This window comes from Butyricimonas faecihominis (assembly GCF_033096445.1).
Lineage (GTDB): Bacteria > Bacteroidota > Bacteroidia > Bacteroidales > Marinifilaceae > Butyricimonas > Butyricimonas faecihominis.
Map to the genome: position 1 here is coordinate 4,656,770 of NZ_AP028155.1, position 19,477 is coordinate 4,676,246.

Consider the following 19,477-nt stretch of genomic DNA (forward strand, 5'->3'; position numbering starts at 1 on the left):
TAACATTGGGGTCATGTAACAAATTCACTTGACCCCTACATTTTTTTATATTATGGATCACAATAAAATTGAAAAATCAATAGAGATTAATGAAAATATTGAACATGAGTGGGTAGACATGAGCAAGTTCAAAGAAACTCAAATAAAGAAAGAAGCTATTAACTCAAACCATGATAACAACTCCCCCCAAAAGGCTCTGGCTAAAGTAAAATATGAAACAATAAAGCAACAAGTCAAGGAGAACAGGGAGACCCAACAGGCACACCTACTGGCAAAACAAATTTCATCTGGAAAAGAAACTTCCAAAATACAACAAAATACCCCACCCACTACTCCTAGTGATGAAAAATTAAAAACACTTCAGGCCATAATAAACAGTACTCCACTCCATGAAACAAACCCTGAAATTCTAGAAGGTATTAACAATTGCACAATCATAGACCCTTCTATTGTAACCTTACAAGTTGAACCCATTTCAAATTCTGGGGATGAAGATAACACATCTCATCAAAGGGAAAAAGGGATTCTAATTTTTGAATCTGAATACTTGGAAGGTATTGACCAATTACCTTTTGGGATATTCAACAAAAACAGAACTGGGGTTGGGGCAACTTCATTAGAATTGAGAAGTGAGAGAAATTCCATCATTGTCTGCCCAACAAGAGCACTAGCATATAACAAGTATAGGAACCATCCAGACAAGTACTTGTATGTTGGAAGTCCTATTGGCTCCCTAAATACTACAACAAGTAACAGTAGTATAAATGAATACATGGACATGATCAACAACAAGGAGAAAATGTTCAAAAAATTCTTGGTGGTTGCAGACAGCCTTCACCTAGTTATCAATTACTTGAAAAATAGGGGTGAAAACTTGGAAGATTACTTCTTAATGATAGATGAGATTGATTCTTTACAATCAGACAGCAGTTTCAGGCCTGTTGCTGAAGATGTTATTGATTATTATCTTGAACATCCCACTCAAAGCAGGTGTCTAGTGTCTGCAACACTTAAAGGATTTTCCAATCCCCAGCTTGCAGGTATTGACATCATACATGCTGAATTTAGTTCCCCAAAAGCTAGAAATATAACATCCATTACTTCTTCTTGTCCAGACATAACAGCAGCAAAACAAATTTTATCCACAACAAGAGATTCCTCCCAGAAGGTGATGATTGCTTACAATTCCATATCATGTATAAAAAACATAATAGAACTATTAAAACAGGAAGGGGGAGATGAGATTTCAGGCAAAATTGCAGTTCTGTGTGGAATGTATGGGAGAAAAGAAGTTGGAGAATATTATATTGAATTAAAAGGTAATAGACTCCCCAAGCAGATCACCTTCATCACAAGTGCATATTTTGTTGGAGTTGATATTGATGAAGACTTTCACCTTATTTCTGTTGCCAATACTCAAAAAACACAATCACTATTATCAATTGAGAAAATCATCCAAATTGCAGGCAGGTGTAGAAAGCAACTCTTGAGTGACACCATCATCCATAACTATCTGCCTGTTAAGAAAAGAGTGGATGTTCAAAAATACAGGCTTGAATTACTAGAAGAGGCAAGACATTTGCAACACATCATTACACATTTGAAAAAGATTGAAGGAGACCAGCCTAGATTTCAACATTTGTTCCAAAAAGTTATTGATGCAATCAAAAAGGTTGATATAAAAGGAGTAGAGGGACTTGTAAGGCAAGATATTCATGGCAACTACCAAATATCACATCTTCTAATAGACAGCCTATGTGAGAAAATGGAATTAATCAATGACCTGTACAGTTGTGAAGGAAGACTGGAATACCTCTTGGAAAAACATGAAGTGGGTGAAATCAGCATGAAAACAGACAAGTCCACAGCAAAGGAAATTTCCAGTTTAAATGAAATCAAGAAAGAAGAAAAAATACAAAGAAAAGAGAATAGAAGCAATTTCTTGATTGAGGCAAGAGAAAAATTAAAAGAAATAGAGGGGAATTGGGATGAACTGGAAAGAATGATCAATACTACCACCTATGATACTCAAATATTCTTAAAGAGAATCAAGTTGCTTGGTTGTTATATAAACTGGACTTTACTAGCCAGCAAATTATTAACACAAAAAGAAGGCAAACTTCAAAATATAAGAAAAGATGAATTTAGATGGTTATACTTGGGAATAAAGTACTGGGCATTGGATGACAATCACAAGTTCAAACAATTCATGAATACTTGTTTTAAAATTGGAGAGAAATACACAGGGGAAATCATTGAAAAAGAATTAAAAGAGATATTCAGATTATTAGCTATTCCTGTTGAATTCAAAAATAATCAAGCATTAAAACTATTTAACAAGTTAATGTACACAAAAAGAGACAAGAAAGCAAAAGGAGCTAACAGACCCTACATAATAAAAGGTGAATATATTTCACATCTATTTCCAGAGATAACCAAAAAATTACCACTAAAAGATTCTGATTTTGGAAAATATTTTTTAGAAAACCTTCCATAACTACAATAAAAAACAAACCTCCTTTTCCATGTTTTGGTTACAAAATTTAAATATAGCTGAAACATGGAAACACTAGAAAAATTATTCAATGTGGCTGAAGTTGAACTGTCTTACAAGTGTCACATAAAACCAGCAGACAGGATAAAGATTTCAGATGAGAAAGATGTGTATTCACTAGCCAGAAGTCTCCTAGAAGATAGGATAGAACACCATGAAGAGATGTATATAGTGTTACTAGATCAAGCACTAAAGGTATTGGGTGTGGCTCTAGTAAGTAAAGGTGGGATTAGTAACACTGTGGTTGATCTTAGGATCATATTTCAAGCTGCAATCCTTGCCAATGCAAGCAGGATAATTCTAGTTCATAATCATCCCTCTGGCAATCTTAAACCAAGCCTGCAGGATGACAAGATCACCAAAAGAGTTTATCAAGTTGCATCCATCTTGGGAATAGAATTAACTGATCACCTGATCATTTCAGAAGAGAGTTATTATAGCTATGCAATTGAAGACAGGATAGATGTGATGAATCCTAGCAGGGAGGATTACTCTTCACCATTTCTCAATCAGAATGAGATTGTTTTGCCAATTCATTAAAGAGTGTTAAAGCATGGCAAATAAGGCCTCAAATCCTTGATTTAAGCCACTTTCTCCTTCCTTTCATAGGATTCTCTTTAGCATTCATAAAAATGGCAATATAAAGCCTAATTAGCCTTGTTTTAATCATGAAATTTTGGAAGAAGTGGAGGAATTGTCCCAGATGTTTTTAAATGATTATTATATATAAAAATGAAAACAAGTGGGACAATGTTGCACATAGATGTATATAATATACTAAACTAAGTGCAACAATCATTCAAATCTTCTCCACCCTATGATAGTACAGTTCTAATTTTTACCTTTATATAGAATTAGACCTGTACACCATCTTAAGAAAAAGAGAAGATATTTTACCCTTTAATGTGAATTAAATTTATTTTTGTCATAGAGCAGCCCACTAAAGCACTTGCTTATAATGCTGAATATTTCTATTTTTGTAAAGTTGGAGTGAGTAATCACTCTAGCAGACATAGTAGAACAAGAGGCATTAGTTTATCCTTCATTTGGAGATCTGGTAAATTTTTGAATTGATATAAGGATAAAAGCAAGTGCTTGTCTTCTCATGTATATTATTATCAAGATAATATATGAGTTAGGCATGGGCTGTTTTTATTTATATCAAGGTTATTACCAGAACCACCAAATGAAATAAATTACAGTTTCCATGCCTTCTTTTTGTGTAATTACCTTTTGGAGATTGAAGGATAATACAAGAATAATGAGAGAAAATACTCTTGGATGCATTGCTTATGAATATCTTAAACAAAAAGCAGAAACTGGAGATCAAGAAGCACAATACAATCTAGCATTGTATTACAAACAAAGTCTTTGCACTCCTATGAATCTAACAGAATCACTTAAATGGATGTTTCAAAGTGCTCAAAAAGGGCATACAAAAGCTCAATATGAATTAGGGCAATATCATATGAAACTAATAGGACAAGAATTGATCAAAGATTCAGAAGGAAATGTCTATGATGCACATGCAATACAAGCAAGATTTTGGTATAAAAGTAGTGCAGAAAAAGGACTTAAAGAGGCTCAATCTAAATTAGGTTTTTGTTATATACATGCCATTGGTGGAAGTGAAGATTTAGACAAAGCATTTTTTTGGTTTCAAAAGAGTGCTTTACAAAATGAACCTTTTGCTTTGTATGCTCTAGGAGTATTCAACCTTTTAGGATATAAAGAGCACACAAAAGATATTGAAAAAGCAAAAGAATATTTCCTAAAAGGTATTGAATATGGATATGGAACACATGAAATAATTCATTTTATTGACCAACAATATACTAACATTTAATTATGGGATTTGAAGATTGGATGCTAGAAGATGGCTATGGGGATGAAATGGAATATATGGACTACCTTGAAAGGCAATACTACAAGAGTTGTGCTAAATATATCCCTTCTACAAATAATAGACATAAAGATAAACAAGTCCATAATACATTTTACTCAACATGTGTCCAAGGTACTTTAGAGTTTATAGATTCCCAACATGGAGTTTTGTGTAAAGGAGATGAATATATATATAAAAACATCTTAATCAAAGTTATAGAAGGATTCTTTTGGGACAAAAACAAAATAAATCAAGAGGTTCCACTACATATTTTTAAAATGTTAAACTTCAATATTCCAGTTAAATTTGAAGATTTTTTCTCTTTTCCAGATTTTTCTCTCAAATTTGAGAGACACAACATAGAAAGGGGGAAATTAAAACTAGAGTATTATCATGTAAAAGATCATTCTAATGTTTTTAAAAATCCAGATAAAGCTTGGTATGCAATATATAGAATGCATATATGCAATGGAAACAGTAATCATATCATGTCTAGGATTACAAAAGAAACAGATTTGGATAGGGTCATTGTAATTCCATGGGAAGAAACTTTTCCATGGGAAGAAACTTTATTATATAAAGAATCTAAAGATTCCAATTATGTAAAAATAAAAATCAAGTCAAAAATATTAATAATAAAAGAATGCTGCCAACCTAGTATTCAAGATAGAATTATGATATTGACTTTAGAAAAGGAAATCTTAGGAATGTATGATATCAAGATTGGCAGTGACTTAACTGATATTTTTCCTAAATGTAGAATTTCAGTAAGAGAACAAGTAGGTGAACCATTCTGGAAATTGGAAGATAGAGTACAATCTCCTAAGATGACACCTGCAAATGAAGAAAAAGGTACACCAGCAATGGTTCATCTTCATGAAGGATTGCCTATCTACAGGCAAATATGTTTCTGTTTGAATGAAGAAAATCCAAACTATAATGATGCTTTTGTAGAAACCACTGAAATGATCACAGAAGAAGAATTCAATACAAGATACAAATAAAAACTTCAAAATCAATATAGATCATGAACCAACAAGAAATAGCATTTTTGAGGCTACTACTGCCTATCATTAAGATTGGATTAACAATATGGGCAGTTTATAGAGCAAAAGAATTAAACAGGAGTAGATGGGGGTGGGGTGTATTTACTTTCTTCTTAACACTACCTGCATTTATCATTTTATTGTGCTTGGGTAAGAAAAAAGACAAGTCTAGCAAGAAAATAGATTCCTCTCCTATCAGCAAGAAAATTGCAAATAAAATTCCATTCATCAGTTTGGAAGTGTTCAAACAACATTTGATCAATAAAAATTGGGTGCTATTAAGAAATTCAGAAGGTCATAGACAAGTGTATATCTTTCAAAAAGACCAAACATTACTAATCTCACAAGCAGGAGAGGTTGATAAGGGAAGATGGGAAGAAGTTGGTGACAATTCCATATTAATAGAGGTTGACAATAAAAGCACCTTGTACAAACCAACTCATAAAACAGAACATTTGTTGATCTTAAAGGTAGATGGAAAGGAGGAATATCTTCATTTTGTGGATGAGAATTTGTATGAAGAGGGATATAGAAGTATTGATGAAATTAAAATTGCTATTCAAAAGCAGCAAGAAAATAAAAGTAATGGTGAAACATACTCTGCAAATATAACACCAGAAGAAGAGCAGAAATTACAAAATCAAAGAACCTTGGGTTATTTTCTTATAATTATCCTTGTTGTTGCAGTAATAGTAATAGGGATGTATATATAAATACATATGAGAAGGGAGTATAATATAAACACTCCCCCTCCTATTCATAAGATACCTTTCACCCCCCCCTACCAACAATATAAAACAAACATCACATATTGAAACTTGGTGTTAAATAGGTATTTTTTGAATCAAGATTATTGTATTTTCCTAGGAATCAGGAAGTCAAAAAATATTTTAGATATTGCCCACTCTGAAAAGGAAGGAGGCATCAGCTTTGGCTGGTGTTTCCTTTTGAAATATTACAGGTTTATTTTTCAAGTATATATAGAATTACACCTGTAAAAGTATTTTAGATAGATAAATCAAATATAGAAATAATTTAGGTTAATAATTAAATAATAGAGAATATGAAAGATACAAGTTAGAAAAAGAAATTGGATAGAGTTAGGTAATATGATTATAAATTCAAATATAAATTCAATTTGTAGAAATGAAGTTTTGTCAAGCAAATTTGTCAAACATTTTGTCAAACATTGGGTTGAAATCACTATGTTTTGTCTCAAAAATCACCCTTTTTTCCACAAAATCTTCTTTTGTATTCCCAAAAATAAGAATCTTACATTGAATTACAATGTCCTGTATGATAAGGATTTGTTTAGTGTAACTATCTGAATGATAGTATAATAAAACAAAAAAGCAGCCAATTTATTGACTGCTACCTCTGAGCTGTTAATGGGATTTGAACCCATGACCTCTTCCTTACCAAGGAAGTGCTCTACCCCTGAGCTACAACAGCAACTTAAAAAAGAACTTACTCACTTTTCTTCCCTTCTTTTGAGCCTCTTGTCGGATTCGAACCAACGACCCCGAGATTACAAATCACGTGCTCTGGCCAGCTGAGCTAAAGAGGCATTTCCTAAAAGGGTAAGCTTACTATGTCGCACCGCTCAACCATCTACCCTTGCTGTCTTCCGACCCTGGGGGAGTTCGACAGGAGCTGGTCGCATAGGACTTACCCGGGCACAAAAGTACAAAAATCTTCTCAGTTACCAAATGTTTTCAGAGTTTTTTATAGACTAAATTTAGGGCCTATATTTAATATATTGGCTTATAGAAAGTTGTTTGTAAATGAATTTTAATCTTGTTATATAAAAATGTAGAATCATGTAACCTGAAGTGTGAATTTCGTGTATAAATACTAGAAAAAGAAACAAATATTGAGGACTAAACGATCCAAACAAGCGTATGCAGACAGAAAATAACATAACAGGAGCGGAATTTTTATCTGATTTAAACGTTTTATTATCCACGAGCGTGGGTTTGAATAGAAACGTGAAGCTGGCATTAAAGAAACTGGGAGAACACGAGCGTGCCGATCAGGTTTATATCGTGAGTATTAATCACGATATGACGTTTACCATATCGGAAGAATGGACTAGTACCGGGGAGTCAGTTTTTCCGGAGTCTGGAGAGAAGCGCAGTTTCTATTATGACAGGAAGTTGGAGCAGGATTTAGAGAGAGATAATTATATATATATTCGGGATATAAATGACGTGACGAACGAAAGTCTGAAGAATATCATGCAGGTGATGGGGGTAAATTGCGCTATATTTTTACCCTTGTATATATCCAGTCATCTTTTTTCCTTTTTGTGCTTGAGCCGCTGTCACCACGAGGAATCGTGGTCGGGGGAAGAGATTGCGTTTTTGGTACAGGTGGCCTCCGTGCTATCCGGAGCGTTGGAGAAAGAACTGATTTTAAGAAAATTGGTGAAACATCATGCCTTGTATCAGGACTTTATCGAAAACCGGGTGGATTACATTCTTCGCCTGAACCGGCATTTACATGTCAGTTTCTCGAACAAGACGTTTTATTCCTTGTTCGGGGATAGTCCGGATGATATTATCGGGAGTCGGATCGGGGATCTAATGACTGAAATGGATATTTCATCAAAGAAATTGGAGGAAGTGGTGAAGTTCCCGGAGGATTTGTTGACGTTTAATGCCAAGGTGATGCATGGTGACGAGGTGGTATTTATCGAGTGGCATGCTTACTCGGTTAGGTTAGATCGAGATCACGCCGAAATTCACTTGATCGGACATGACGTGACTCGTTTTAAAGAGATGGAGCGTGAATTGGCATTGTTGAAAACTGAATTGCAAACTTTCTCCGAAACCATGTACCCGATGTGGAAATCGATCAAAAATAATTTGTCGGGAGAGAACGAAATTGGTAATAATGAATCATTTGATGATTTAAGTCAAAAGGCTATGGCATTTAATCGGCTCTACGAGGAACTTTTATCAAAAATTGGTTATAAATTTGTAGTGAATGCATATAGATCATAGTGAATATACAATCCTTTTGGCTGACGATTCTGTTTCGAATTTGGAAAAGATGAAAAGCCTGCTGGCTGGAGAGAATTTTAAATTATTACCTACTCTGGAAGCGGACGAGGTGTTTCTACTCGCGAAGTTGAGGTTGCCGGATATGATTATTATTCGCCTAGCTTTAGAGGAAGGAAAGGGGGTTACCGTGGTTCGCCAGTTGAAACAGAGCGCCCTGACCAAACAGATCCCGATTCTTTACATGACGATCCCCAATCGTTACGAAGATTTTCGGAAAGTAGTTGATTACGAGGGGGTGGAGTTTGTTTCCCGTCCGTTGAGTAAAAGGGAGTTGATCCTGCGAATAAACAATCAATTGCTTTTACTGGAATCACAACGTATCATCGAGAGGCAGAATGAACGTATCCAAAGCGTATCCCGTTCTAAAGACAAGCTATATTCCGTTATCGCTCATGATTTGCGAGCCCCGATAGGTACACTTAAAATGATTCTTGAAGCGCTTGATCACCAGAAGGAGAAAATTCCGGATGATAATATAAAGAATCTTATCAAGATGTTGCAGGAGACCACGGATGAGGCTTTCCTGTTGCTGGAAAACCTGTTGCTATGGAGTAATAGCCGGAATGGATTATTACAGCCGTACAGGCAGGCATTTTCTTTCACGGAGGCGGCGAAAGAAGTGATCGTGTTGCAGGAGAATATTGCAGAGGCGAAGGGAATAAAAATTTGCAATCATATTGATCGGCCTTTTACCGGGTACGCGGACGTGAACATGATGAAGACCGTGTTGCGTAATTTATTATCCAATGCGATTAAATTCAGTTACACGGGGGGAAGGATTGATGTGGATTGCAGGGAAGAAAACGCTTTTTTGACGGTAATCGTGAAGGATAGAGGGCAGGGAATCAGTGAGGAACATCAACAAGGCTTGCTGGATGATGGATTACATTTTATTTCTTACGGGACGCAGAAAGAGAAAGGGAGCGGGTTGGGGTTACAACTCTGCAAGGATTTCGTGAGAATGAATCATGGGAAATTATGGTTCGAATCGAAAGAGGGAAAAGGTACCACGTTTTATTTTTCCGTGCCCGTGGGAGAGAGTTTATAAAGTATTACTTTACAAACTCTAGGACACTTGTTGTAGTTGGCTATTGCCGGATTTTAACGCCTTGTACATTTTTAGCGCCCCCCACGCGTCGGTTGCCGCGTAGTGTAATTGTGCGGGGGTCAATCGTGGGGCTTCCCAGTTTGACGTCCGTTGTCGTTTGGATATTTTCACCTTGAAAATAATCGACATTAATTTAGAGAATGACATCTCTTCTATGCCGAATGCCTTGGCAAATATTTGTAAATCCAGAAAGCTTGCCGGGATGAAATTGGCTAGTTTCCTAAGTCCCCGGATGTCATCGCGTATCCCGACACCGATTTTCATTATATTTTCATTGGCCAAAAGATCCTGTAACGATTCGGACAGGCCGCATTTGTTCAATCGGAATAAGTATACCCGTTTGTCGGTGGCCAGTTGTAACAGGCCTACCTGATGTGTTACCCCTTTCTTGAATGCCGGTTTGGTTTCCGTGTCGAACCCGATGTACGGGTAGGACGATAAATCGTCCACGGCCGCGTCAACTTTATCTTCATGATCAATCACGATGATCTCCCCGTCAAACGTGAAGTTTGGTAATTCTTCTATTTCTTCCTCGCTGATCTTCGTCTTGTATTCCATGTCTATCTCTCTTACATGGAGTCGTCCGTGTCTACTACCTTATATATTGCCAAGTGTATCGCTCTTAATACGCTGGCACACGCCTTCCCCCAGTATAATTCAAAACTGTTATTTAACTGCCATAATGCTTCCTCGATGACATCGATCATCCCACTGCGATATGCGGAAATGAAATTTTTCAAATCTTGGTAAATATCACAAAGTTTCTCGGAAATCGAGTTCACGACCGGAGTTTCGCTGTATTGCATATTCTCGTCGAAAACTTCCAGATATTCGTCATTCTCGCCCAGTGTCCGGCTTAATGTCGCGAGCAAGGCGTTGTAATCCTCCTCGGTTACCACCTCTTCCATCATACCGAGGTTGTCACTTTCGCACGAGGGTAACAAACTGCCTTTCAAGTAAATTAGCGGGATGAATTTTTGTAGCTTCGAAAGTAACTCGCTGGCATCTTCTTCGTGGGAACCTTCTAGGTATCCGCAAAACTCTTTCGCAACAGCAACGAATTCAATGACCTCCCGGCTATATCCTATATGTTGTAAATCGTCCATAATCTTTTTTATTTTCACCACAAAATTACCAAATATCTTAGACTATCTGTAATCTGCGGGAAAGTTTTTCATGATTGTTCAATAATATGGAATAAAAAAGTGCGGCTACGTTCATCGCGAAGTAACCGCACCGAGACTAGCAACAATCTACATTCACTATACTCCCTGGCTGTGACCCCGGGAATTCTCACTCTCTACCTATGCTAGCAATCTCTTTATTTCCCTTTTGATGTTATCATCTGTCTGGTGAAATTGTACTATTGATACGCCTTGCAGGAAAAATCGTTGTAGAATTCCCGTTAAAAATAGATAAGAATTGGGATTGTTTGCAGTTCTCGTGAAAAATAAGAAGAATTAGAATCTATTTTCTCGTCAGAATTATGAGAATTTTCCGGTTGTTGAGTGACAGTTGGGTGCTATCACCGCATACTCGTATCTTATCGCTTGATGATAACCACCATTTTAAAGAGCGATAAGTAAAATTAATAGGAGGTGATTTCAATTTCGTCGTGTCACAAGGATGTCTCCGGCAAACAAAAGTATGTATTACATGTAATGCTTTCCGATCGTCTTTAGCGTGGTTTAACTGATGGTTTAATTTTCTAGTCAAATCAAGATGGATTAATAATGTTATCTAACTATCTAATTATAAATGTATAATTGTTGTTCTAAAAATGTGTTTTTCTTCTTCATGCATGTACATTTTTCATGTTAATATTCACTCTACTGTAAGGCGACTTTAGAGTTGTTTTTTATGAACTAAATTGTATTATTCTATATTTTTCAATCTTGTTGAATATATTTGTTCTTGTTGCTGAACAGAATTATTAACATTAAAATATACAAAATCGGATGAAGGATATAGTTTAAATATGGAACTTTTAGCCAAGTGAAAATGTAATTCCCAATAATAATGATTATTCCCACAGAAAAAAGTACTTTAAATACGAATTTAGCAAGTTGCTTTACTTTAATTTTTTTCTTTTCTTCATTTGAAAGCGTATTGTACCCCGCTATTGTATTGGGAAATGTGAAGATTATAATACTCAATACAATAAAGAATGTACCTATTATTAAATTGGGTGTCGACATGCAAATAATTTATAGATAATGTTGATTTAATTGGTAAATATACAAAATTTTGGTGTTGTTTGACAATTAATAGGATGTTTCGGTTGTATTACTACTAAAAGTAAATTTTGTAATTAGCTATATGTGATATAGGGAGTTTTGAACAAATTCATGTTGTTCTGCTCTTCAGTTTGTGTAGAGAATCAAGTGTAATCTAACCGTGAAGTAATCGAGAAACTACCTCTCGTTCGTTGCTTATTCAGAGCTTAAGCGGGGCTTATTCTATCCGGGCTGCATGAGCCACGAGTAAGCTCTGAATCAGTTTCGAAAAAGAGGTATTTTCTCTCTTAATTCTCGGTAGGATTCCTATTACTTCTTTTCAAATGTATATACCGCCCTGAATTTTGTATTTTCCCACTAGATATAAACACTGATAATTTCTTACCTTTGTAATCAACTAAAAATATGGCAACATGAATAGCAAGTTGGTTGATTTATTAAAAGAAGTGGATTTATTGAAAGTGCGGTTATCATCCTTGCGTCCTTTACCTGTTGAGGCGTTAAAGAAAATACAAGATGCTTTGGATATAGAATACACTTACGAGAGCAACCGTATAGAGGGAAACACCCTCACTTTACAAGAAACAGCACTTGTTGTGAATGAAGGAATCACCATTTCTGGTAAATCCATGCGTGAACACTTGGAGGCAATCAATCATGCAGAGGCTATTGACTATATAAAGGAGGTTGCCCAACAGGATATTGAAATAAGCCAAAGGACAATCAAGGAGATTCATGCACTTGTGTTACATGGCATAGATAGAGAGAATGCTGGAAGTTATAGAACCGTACCTGTAATGATCTCGGGTAGCACACACGTACCGTCTCAACCTTGTTTGTTAGAGAAACTAATGGAAGATTTCATGCTTGCATTTCAAAGCATGGAAAAAGAAAATATTCATCCTGTTATTATCGCCGCTTACTTGCATGGTGAACTGGTGAGGATACATCCATTTATAGATGGTAACGGGCGTACTTCTCGACTTCTGATGAATCTTTATTTACTGCAAAAAGGTTATACTATCGTTACTCTTAAAAGTGATAATGATATGAAGTTACGTTATTACAAGGCTTTGGAGGTTTCTCACACGGAGCAACAACATGATGATTTTTACTTGCTAGTTGCCGAAGCGGAAAAAGCTTCTTTGGAGAGGTATATTTCTATTTTAGAATGAAAAATAACTTCATTTGTTAGAATGTTTCTGTAATTAAAGATATTCACGTGTGTAATTTCCTTGTATGGTAAAGTTGGAAATAGAATGTCAAATCAATATATTATCATACATATAAATGTTTGATATTCTGCAATATTCATTTGGTTTCCTTGCTTGCAAGTAGTACCTTTGCAACACGTGAACGAACAACCTGATTTACTTACTGTTGTTTGCATTCTTGTTTGTTAGAAATTCTTGGTAAAGTTATCCATATATTAACGCTTTGGTTTGCTCGATATTTTCTTTCAAGTAATGGTTACGAATGGCGTGTTCTTCTAGCAAATCAACTTCTCTTCCCAAAATATCTTCTAAAGCGTATTTCAGATCAAAGAAATTATTAAAATAATCTGTTACTTGTGCTTTGTCGAAATTAACTATAAAATCAACATCACTCTCTTTGTTGAAACGATTCGTGAGGATAGAACCAAACACGAATAATTTACGAACCTTGTACTTCTTGCACAAGGCAATTATTTTATCCATATTTAATTCTATTAAATTCATGTTGTCATTCTTCTTTCTGTAAAGATAGTGATTGTTGAAGACAAAACAAAAACGTTGGGAATAACAACTTCGTTTTCGTTTTAACTCTTGGTTTAACTTTCAGTCGAAAACCGACATTAAAAACACCCTAAAACAGACCATGCTATTAAAACAAAAGAGAGTTAGAATTAACTTCCAACTCTCTGAAATTCAATATTTCCTAGCGGAAAGAGGGGGATTCGAACCCCCGAAACCCTTTAGAGGTTTACACGCTTTCCAGGCGTGCCAGTTCAGCCACTCCTGCATCTTTCCAAATGCGGGACAAAGATAGAAATTATTTTTAATGAACGTGTATGTTTTGGATTATTTTTGATGTTAAATCGTTGTGAGTTGGAAGTCAGTGAATAATATGTTAGAACCTTGCCTTGGTTTGCGGGTTACCTTTGATGGTCTTGTTTTTCGGACAATCTATATATTTGTCGGTTACTCGCGTCGTACCCTCTTGGGAGTCTCGTTAGTAAGTTAACGGGAAGTCAACGGGAAGTTAACGGGAAATCAACGAGCGAACGCGGAGAATTTGTCACGGATCTTTACTGGACTTGTAATGGACTAACTAACGAGACACCCAAGAGAGTATACTGCAATACTGGCGAGAGTGTGGTAAGTGAAATACGAAAAAAGCGGTCCCGTTCGGAGACCGCTATGTCAAGGAATCAAACTAAGATCACTTTTTGGTGCGTGCTTCAGTGACCGATTGATTAAAAACATTAAATAATCGTAGTGTGCTTTTCGTATCAAGATTACTCACTCCTTGACCAAACAAATATAGTAATTTTTTATTATTCAACAATGCTAATTTCGTTTAGTAAATTTGACGCCCCCGCGTATTTGTCTATAATCCACAGTACAAAACGAATGTCAACGCATACACATTTATTATATTTCGGATTGTAATAAAGGTCTCCGGCCATGGATTCCCAGTTGCCGTCGTATGCCAAACCGATCAATTCGCCCTTGGCATTGATCACCGGACTGCCGGAATTTCCTCCTGTGATGTCGAGATCCGTGGCGAATCCGGTATAAAGTTTTCCGTCTTTATCGGCATAACGTCCCCAGTCTCCTTTTTGAATGGCAGCCCAGCAGTCCGGGTTCAAGTCAAATTCCGGGTCATTTTCCACGTATTTTTCCTTGTAACCATCGATGGAAGAACGGTAATCGTAAGTCACTCCGTCTTTAGGGGAGTAACCGCCAACAGTTCCGTAGGTGATTCGCATTGTCGAGTTCGCATCCGGGGGAAGCACGGTACCCTTGTTCATCTCGACAAGAGCCTCCATGTAAAGCGTGCGTAAAGCACCTATTTTTTGGTTATTGTCTTTTAAATAATCACGCAGTTCGTAGTTTTTCGTTTGGGCGGATTTCGTGATCAGGTATGCCGGGTCTTTGTCGATTGTTTTTTGGTCAACACCCTTGTCTAACCAAGCAAACAAGCGTTCTTTCGTTGTTAGTACGGAATTTTTGTAAACATAGTCCGTCAGTTTCTGGTAGTCACCTTTGAATTTTTTTACGAGGTTACCAATTTCTTCCGGGAAGAATTTCGGGTCGATATTATTCACGTATAACTCGATCATGGCAGTGAAGACCTTGCGGTCAACCTGCTCGTCATAGTCCTTGAAATATTGTTCGCAGAAATGTCTCAGGTTCTTGCATTGTGCGCAGTCTTTGTGTAGGACACAACATCCTTGTTTTTCCATGGCACTTTCGAATCCTTTAAAGCGCATGGCGAGACGGGTTAAGTCTGCCCCGTTTATGATAGCCTCCCGGTGGAAGATGGCGGTGGCCATATAGGGAGCGGAGAATGCATAGCAAGCTCGTAATTCCTCTATTAGGTTACCATATTTAGCCTTGCGGGTGGGATCTGCGTTAATCCATGCGGTTAGTTTCGCCTCTTCGGCTGTTTTAAGGCCGACAACATCATATTTTTTTGTGTATTCACATTCACCGATGGCGTATTTCCAGTAGTTGCTGTTCATGAAGTATTTGGAAGCGTATTGGAGGTTGATCTTCTCGTCGGCATTCATGGCTTCCCTCAGGATAGCTAATTTCGTGTCCCGAACCTTGATCATGGCTGGATTCGTGATGTTAATTTTCTCGCTTACCCCGAAAGATGGCGTGTAGCGGGCAGTTGACCCCGGGTAGCCCAATACCATGGCGTAGTCACCTTCCTTAATCCCGGCTACTGACACGGGTAACACGTATTTCGGCGTGATCGGCTGGTTGTCCGGAGAGTATTTGGCCGGGTTTCCATCCTTGTCACCGTACACCCGGTACATGGCAAAATCTCCTTTATGCTGTGGCCACGACCAGTTATCCGTGTCTTTCCCGAATGCCCCGAAGCAAGTGGGAGGAGCCGCCACAAGGCGCACATCCTCGTACACTTTATAGTAGAACAAATAATATTTGTTACCTCGTAACATGGCCGCGCATGAGGCTTCGTACCCTTTCTTCGCGTATTTCTTTTCGATCACGGAGTTGGCTCTTCTTGAAGTATAAGGAGCTGCCTCGTCGTCTTTCTCGAAACTTTTCAGTACTTCCCTGTACTCGTCCGTGACGTCGATCACCCGATCTAGGAACATGACCGTTTTGCCCGGAATACGGATTTCTTCACCTTGATTCTTTGACCAAAAACCATTTTTCAAGTAATCGTGTTCAAGACTACTCAACTTCTGGATGTCGTCGTAAGCGCAATGGTGATTCGTGATCATCAAGCCGTTTTTGGAGATCATACTTCCCGTGCAGCTTCCGAAATCTAGGGCCACGATGGCATCCTTTAAAGAAGGAGCGGTTTCACTATATATTTCTTCTGCCGAGAGTTCAACCCCTTTGGCTTTCATTGCCTCGTAATTGGTTTGGGCCATAAGATGGATCAGCCACATACCTTTGTCAGCTTTTGCTGTAAACGTGCTACCTGCAATTAAGAGGGCGGCAATAATGCTTTTGATAAATGTTGTTTTCTTCATCCCGTTATTTTTTTGGTAATAATACGAATTCCATTTTATTTTTCTGTCCAAACACGGTTTTGGCGAATTTACGAATATCTGATGGTGTTAGGCCACTCATCGTGTTTTCGTAATTCGTGAAATTGTCAATTCCGTATCGGTAATAGTCTGATAAAGTTTCCAGCCAATAAGAATTGGTGGAAATGTTTGTCTTGTAAAGTTTGTTGAAATAACGTTGTGCGTTTTCCAATTCGGAAGATGAGGGGCCATTTTTGACGAGATCATCGATTTCTTTCTGGACAATCTCCAGCATTTCGTCGGCCATGAAGGGGGCCGTGTCGAAATTCACCTCTATCGTGATCTGGTTTGTCGGGACAGCCTCTTCCGTGGCATTCACGCTGACGCTGTATGCTCCCCCTTTTTCCTCACGGATGGATTTCATGTATCTGTCCCGGAGAATATAGCGGAAGGCAGCCGAGAGAATTTTGTTTTCGGCGGAGTAGGGGAGTTTTGCCGTGTAAAGCACACTGATTGAAGCTTTGTCGGTTGTCAACTCTTTCTCGATATGCCGGATGATTTTTCCCTTGGCGTAACGCACGTGGTTATCTTTGTATTCCTGCTTTACCCCTGTTGTCGGTAGAGAGGCGATGTACGTTTCCACGAGTGGTTTTAATTTTTCTAAGTCAATGTCTCCCGTGAAAATGAACGTGAAGTCTCCGGCATTGGCAAAACGTTCTTGGTATATTTGTTTTGTCTTTTCGAAGGTGATCGTGTTTACTTTTTCAAGGGTTAGGCTTGTTTTCCTCGGGTGATGGTTGTATTTCACGCCTTGAACTTCTTGACTATACTCGGCTTTTGGGAGGCCCTTGCGATTATTTAGTGTACTTTTTATTTTTTCAATTTGATGGTTAAACTCTTGTTGGTCAAAGTTCGGTTCCGTGACATAAAGATGGATCATTTGCATCAAGGTTTCTAGGTCTCGTTTGGCTGCATACCCGCTCAATGTTTCGTAATACTCCCCGATTTCCGGCGTGAGGGAGATGACTTTCCCGACATTGATTTGTTTTAAATCGGCCCGGGAGAAATTCTTCACTCCTATGAGTTGGCAGAAATTGTTGGCCATGAATCCATTGGCAAGTTCTTTTTCCGGCAGAGTGGAGGTTCCTCCTTCGCTGAATCCTTTGATGTCAACAATGTCTTTTTTGTTCGGGTATGATTTTATGATGACCTTTGCGCCGTTTGAAAGAGTCCATTCAACAGTACCCATCGTGTCATTCTTCTTCTCTTCTAAAATGTTCCCGGATTGCGGTGTCTTCGTGATTAACCGGGTGTCTTTTAGAGTCCGGTGAACATAAGGCGTGATGTTTTGGTTTTTGGCGTTCCGGACGGTAGCGATTAACTCATGTTCGCCGGGATAACTGATACTTTCTCGTCGGGGACCGAGTATCGTGATGAGTATATTGTCATCGGAGAACATCTCTAGGGCTGTACGGTTCAGTTCCTCTAAGGTCAGATTTTGTAGCGTGGAGACTGACATCTTTTCTAAGAAATCATTCGGCGGGATTGGGGCGCCTGTGGTGAAATGTGCCAAACAGGCTTTCACCATATCTACGCTTTTAAGATTCTTTCTCTGGTTCATTTGGAGTTTAACTGATTTAAGCATGTTGGCTTGTAGTTCGTTGAACTCCTCCGGGGTAAACCCGTGCTTTTTTATTCTTTCCACTTCGATAGCCAGTTCGTTCAAGGCTTCATTGACTTTATTGTCTTTCACGGCTCCCATGATGAATACCATCTTTTTGTCGGGCGTTAAGTCCGTGTAGTTTACTGATCCCTGACGGATATAAGGATTGCCTTGTGCAGCTTTGTTGATGATTCTTTTTTTGAATAATTCCGACACAAAGCTTCTTTCCAAGTCGGTTTTGTAGGCCTTCACCGTTTGTCTTTCACTTGGGGAAGGAAGATCCAGTTTATACATGAGTCTGACTACCATGGCACCGGCATCCGGATCGGTCGAGATGCCAACGAGAGGCTCCCGGTTGTCGGGGACCGAATACACTTCTTTTTGTACCGGATGTTGTGCTTTAGGTAGTGGTGATAGAATTTTCTTGATTTTATTTTCCATCATGTTCACGTCAAAATCACCGATCACGATCACGGCCTGCAAGTCGGGCCTGTACCATTTGTGGTAAAAATCCAACAAGGTCTGACGTTTGAAGTTCATGATGATATTTATGTCACCGATCACGTTACGTTCGGCATACTTCGAATGGTTGTACATCACGGGGTTCAGTTGTTCCGACAGGCGCATACGGGGGATGTCCCGGGTTCTCCACTCTTCCCGGATAACTCCTCTTTCTGCCTCGATTTCAGCCGAGTCGCAGGTGATGTAACTGGACCAATCGTGAAGCATCAACAACACGGTGTCGATGATCGTTTCCCGAATTAAGGGAACTTCGGAGATATTGTATGCCGTTACGTTTCTGGACGTGAAAGCGTTCACGTTGGTGCCGAATCGTACACCGATGCTGGCAAGGTATTCCAACATGGTTTTCTTCGGGAAATGCTTTGTTCCGTTAAAGGCCATGTGTTCAAGGAAATGGGCCAAGCCGTTCTGGTTGTCCTCTTCTTGCATTGCCCCCACGTTATGAACGATATAAAATTCTCCCCTGTTTTTAGGATTCTTGGAATGACGAATGTAATAGGTCAGCCCGTTATCCAACTTCCCGATCCGTATATCGGGATCCATCGGAATTGTTTGGCCTGTACCGATGTCCTGAGCCACCAAGGGACTGATGATCAGGGTGAGTAATATGGTGTAGATGATGTTTTTTATCATGGTGATTTACAATTTGTATGGGTATAAGTCTCGCGGGGTAATCCAAACGGATT

At 38.2% G+C, this 19,477-nt stretch carries 14 protein-coding genes, 3 tRNA genes and 1 other RNA gene; 8 read left to right on the forward strand and 10 right to left on the reverse strand.

The window, feature by feature from the left end:
* Window positions 1–52: 52 nt before the first annotated feature.
* The 5 genes from R8806_RS19290 to R8806_RS19310 all read left to right on the forward strand — a co-directional run bounded on the left by R8806_RS19290 (window position 53) and on the right by R8806_RS19310 (window position 6,198).
* The gene (locus R8806_RS19290) at window positions 53–2,497 is read left to right on the forward strand and encodes a DEAD/DEAH box helicase family protein (protein ID WP_124318060.1); all 2,445 of its coding nucleotides are present in this window, start codon (window positions 53–55) and stop codon (window positions 2,495–2,497) included.
* Between the two features lie 63 nt (window positions 2,498–2,560).
* Entirely contained in the window at window positions 2,561–3,094 is a 534-nt protein-coding gene (locus R8806_RS19295) for a JAB domain-containing protein (protein WP_124318059.1), read from the forward strand.
* Between the two features lie 721 nt (window positions 3,095–3,815).
* Window positions 3,816–4,400 (forward strand): tetratricopeptide repeat protein, encoded by a 585-nt coding sequence (locus R8806_RS19300; RefSeq protein ID WP_164720087.1) that lies wholly within the window; start codon window positions 3,816–3,818, stop codon window positions 4,398–4,400.
* Between the two features lie 2 nt (window positions 4,401–4,402).
* Window positions 4,403–5,443: a hypothetical protein gene (locus tag R8806_RS19305; protein WP_151412226.1), complete on the forward strand. Its 1,041-nt coding sequence runs from the start codon at window positions 4,403–4,405 to the stop codon at window positions 5,441–5,443.
* A gap of 23 nt (window positions 5,444–5,466) precedes the next feature.
* Window positions 5,467–6,198, forward strand: coding sequence for a hypothetical protein (locus R8806_RS19310; protein ID WP_124318444.1), 732 nt, complete (start codon window positions 5,467–5,469; stop codon window positions 6,196–6,198).
* Window positions 6,199–6,865: 667 nt separating this feature from the next.
* Here the strand turns inward: R8806_RS19310 and R8806_RS19315 are convergent.
* The 3 genes from R8806_RS19315 to ffs form a co-directional block, all read right to left on the reverse strand.
* A tRNA-Thr gene (locus tag R8806_RS19315) sits at window positions 6,866–6,937 on the reverse strand.
* A 41-nt stretch (window positions 6,938–6,978) separates the two neighbouring features.
* Window positions 6,979–7,052: transfer RNA gene (locus tag R8806_RS19320), tRNA-Thr, on the reverse strand.
* A gap of 8 nt (window positions 7,053–7,060) precedes the next feature.
* Window positions 7,061–7,159: signal recognition particle sRNA small type (ffs, locus tag R8806_RS19325), an RNA gene on the reverse strand.
* A 227-nt stretch (window positions 7,160–7,386) separates the two neighbouring features.
* Between ffs and R8806_RS19330 the strand changes: the two genes are divergently transcribed.
* Window positions 7,387–8,490 carry a hypothetical protein gene (locus R8806_RS19330; RefSeq protein WP_151412225.1) on the forward strand — a complete coding sequence of 368 codons (1,104 nt, stop codon included), beginning with the start codon at window positions 7,387–7,389 and terminating at the stop codon, window positions 8,488–8,490.
* On the forward strand, window positions 8,474–9,598 hold the full coding sequence (locus R8806_RS19335; protein ID WP_124317937.1) for a hybrid sensor histidine kinase/response regulator: 1,125 nt from the start codon (window positions 8,474–8,476) through the stop codon (window positions 9,596–9,598). The genes R8806_RS19330 and R8806_RS19335 overlap by 17 nt, the downstream gene beginning before the upstream one ends.
* 18 nt (window positions 9,599–9,616) lie before the next feature.
* Here the strand turns inward: R8806_RS19335 and R8806_RS19340 are convergent, their stop codons facing one another.
* The 3 genes from R8806_RS19340 to R8806_RS20085 all read right to left on the reverse strand — a co-directional run bounded on the left by R8806_RS19340 (window position 9,617) and on the right by R8806_RS20085 (window position 11,856).
* Complete coding sequence (locus R8806_RS19340; RefSeq protein WP_087421625.1) at window positions 9,617–10,216, reverse strand: 3'-5' exonuclease; 600 nt, start codon at window positions 10,214–10,216, stop codon at window positions 9,617–9,619.
* 11 nt (window positions 10,217–10,227) lie between these two features.
* Window positions 10,228–10,764: a DUF5063 domain-containing protein gene (locus tag R8806_RS19345; RefSeq protein ID WP_124317938.1), complete on the reverse strand. Its 537-nt coding sequence runs from the start codon at window positions 10,762–10,764 to the stop codon at window positions 10,228–10,230.
* A gap of 783 nt (window positions 10,765–11,547) precedes the next feature.
* Window positions 11,548–11,856, reverse strand: coding sequence for a DUF3784 domain-containing protein (locus R8806_RS20085; RefSeq protein ID WP_124317939.1), 309 nt, complete (start codon window positions 11,854–11,856; stop codon window positions 11,548–11,550).
* A 452-nt stretch (window positions 11,857–12,308) separates the two neighbouring features.
* On the opposite strand from R8806_RS20085, the gene R8806_RS19350 reads away from it, so the two are divergent.
* Window positions 12,309–13,070: a Fic family protein gene (locus R8806_RS19350; protein ID WP_124317940.1), complete on the forward strand. Its 762-nt coding sequence runs from the start codon at window positions 12,309–12,311 to the stop codon at window positions 13,068–13,070.
* A 243-nt stretch (window positions 13,071–13,313) separates the two neighbouring features.
* Here R8806_RS19350 and R8806_RS19355 read toward each other — a convergent pair whose 3' ends face one another.
* From R8806_RS19355 to R8806_RS19370, 4 genes are all read right to left on the reverse strand, one after another.
* Window positions 13,314–13,613, reverse strand: a complete 300-nt coding sequence (locus tag R8806_RS19355) for a nucleotidyltransferase family protein (RefSeq protein ID WP_124316659.1) — start codon at window positions 13,611–13,613, stop codon at window positions 13,314–13,316.
* Between the two features lie 203 nt (window positions 13,614–13,816).
* A tRNA-Ser gene (locus tag R8806_RS19360) sits at window positions 13,817–13,904 on the reverse strand.
* Window positions 13,905–14,431: 527 nt separating this feature from the next.
* Entirely contained in the window at window positions 14,432–16,609 is a 2,178-nt protein-coding gene (locus R8806_RS19365; protein WP_124316660.1) for a S46 family peptidase, read from the reverse strand.
* Window positions 16,610–16,613: 4 nt separating this feature from the next.
* Window positions 16,614–19,424, reverse strand: a complete 2,811-nt coding sequence (locus R8806_RS19370) for a M16 family metallopeptidase (RefSeq protein ID WP_124316661.1) — start codon at window positions 19,422–19,424, stop codon at window positions 16,614–16,616.
* Between the last annotated feature and the right edge of the window lie 53 nt (window positions 19,425–19,477).

Coding starts and splice junctions, on each gene's coding strand:
- R8806_RS19290 (WP_124318060.1), top strand. CDS start 53: ATGGATCACAATAAAATTGAAAAATCAATAGAGATTAATGAAAATATT.
- R8806_RS19295 (WP_124318059.1), top strand. CDS start 2,561: ATGGAAACACTAGAAAAATTATTCAATGTGGCTGAAGTTGAACTGTCT.
- R8806_RS19300 (WP_164720087.1), top strand. CDS start 3,816: ATGAGAGAAAATACTCTTGGATGCATTGCTTATGAATATCTTAAACAA.
- R8806_RS19305 (WP_151412226.1), top strand. CDS start 4,403: ATGGGATTTGAAGATTGGATGCTAGAAGATGGCTATGGGGATGAAATG.
- R8806_RS19310 (WP_124318444.1), top strand. CDS start 5,467: ATGAACCAACAAGAAATAGCATTTTTGAGGCTACTACTGCCTATCATT.
- R8806_RS19330 (WP_151412225.1), top strand. CDS start 7,387: ATGCAGACAGAAAATAACATAACAGGAGCGGAATTTTTATCTGATTTA.
- R8806_RS19335 (WP_124317937.1), top strand. CDS start 8,474: ATGCATATAGATCATAGTGAATATACAATCCTTTTGGCTGACGATTCT.
- R8806_RS19340 (WP_087421625.1), bottom strand. CDS start 10,216: ATGGAATACAAGACGAAGATCAGCGAGGAAGAAATAGAAGAATTACCA.
- R8806_RS19345 (WP_124317938.1), bottom strand. CDS start 10,764: ATGGACGATTTACAACATATAGGATATAGCCGGGAGGTCATTGAATTC.
- R8806_RS20085 (WP_124317939.1), bottom strand. CDS start 11,856: ATGTCGACACCCAATTTAATAATAGGTACATTCTTTATTGTATTGAGT.
- R8806_RS19350 (WP_124317940.1), top strand. CDS start 12,309: ATGAATAGCAAGTTGGTTGATTTATTAAAAGAAGTGGATTTATTGAAA.
- R8806_RS19355 (WP_124316659.1), bottom strand. CDS start 13,613: ATGAATTTAATAGAATTAAATATGGATAAAATAATTGCCTTGTGCAAG.
- R8806_RS19365 (WP_124316660.1), bottom strand. CDS start 16,609: ATGAAGAAAACAACATTTATCAAAAGCATTATTGCCGCCCTCTTAATT.
- R8806_RS19370 (WP_124316661.1), bottom strand. CDS start 19,424: ATGATAAAAAACATCATCTACACCATATTACTCACCCTGATCATCAGT.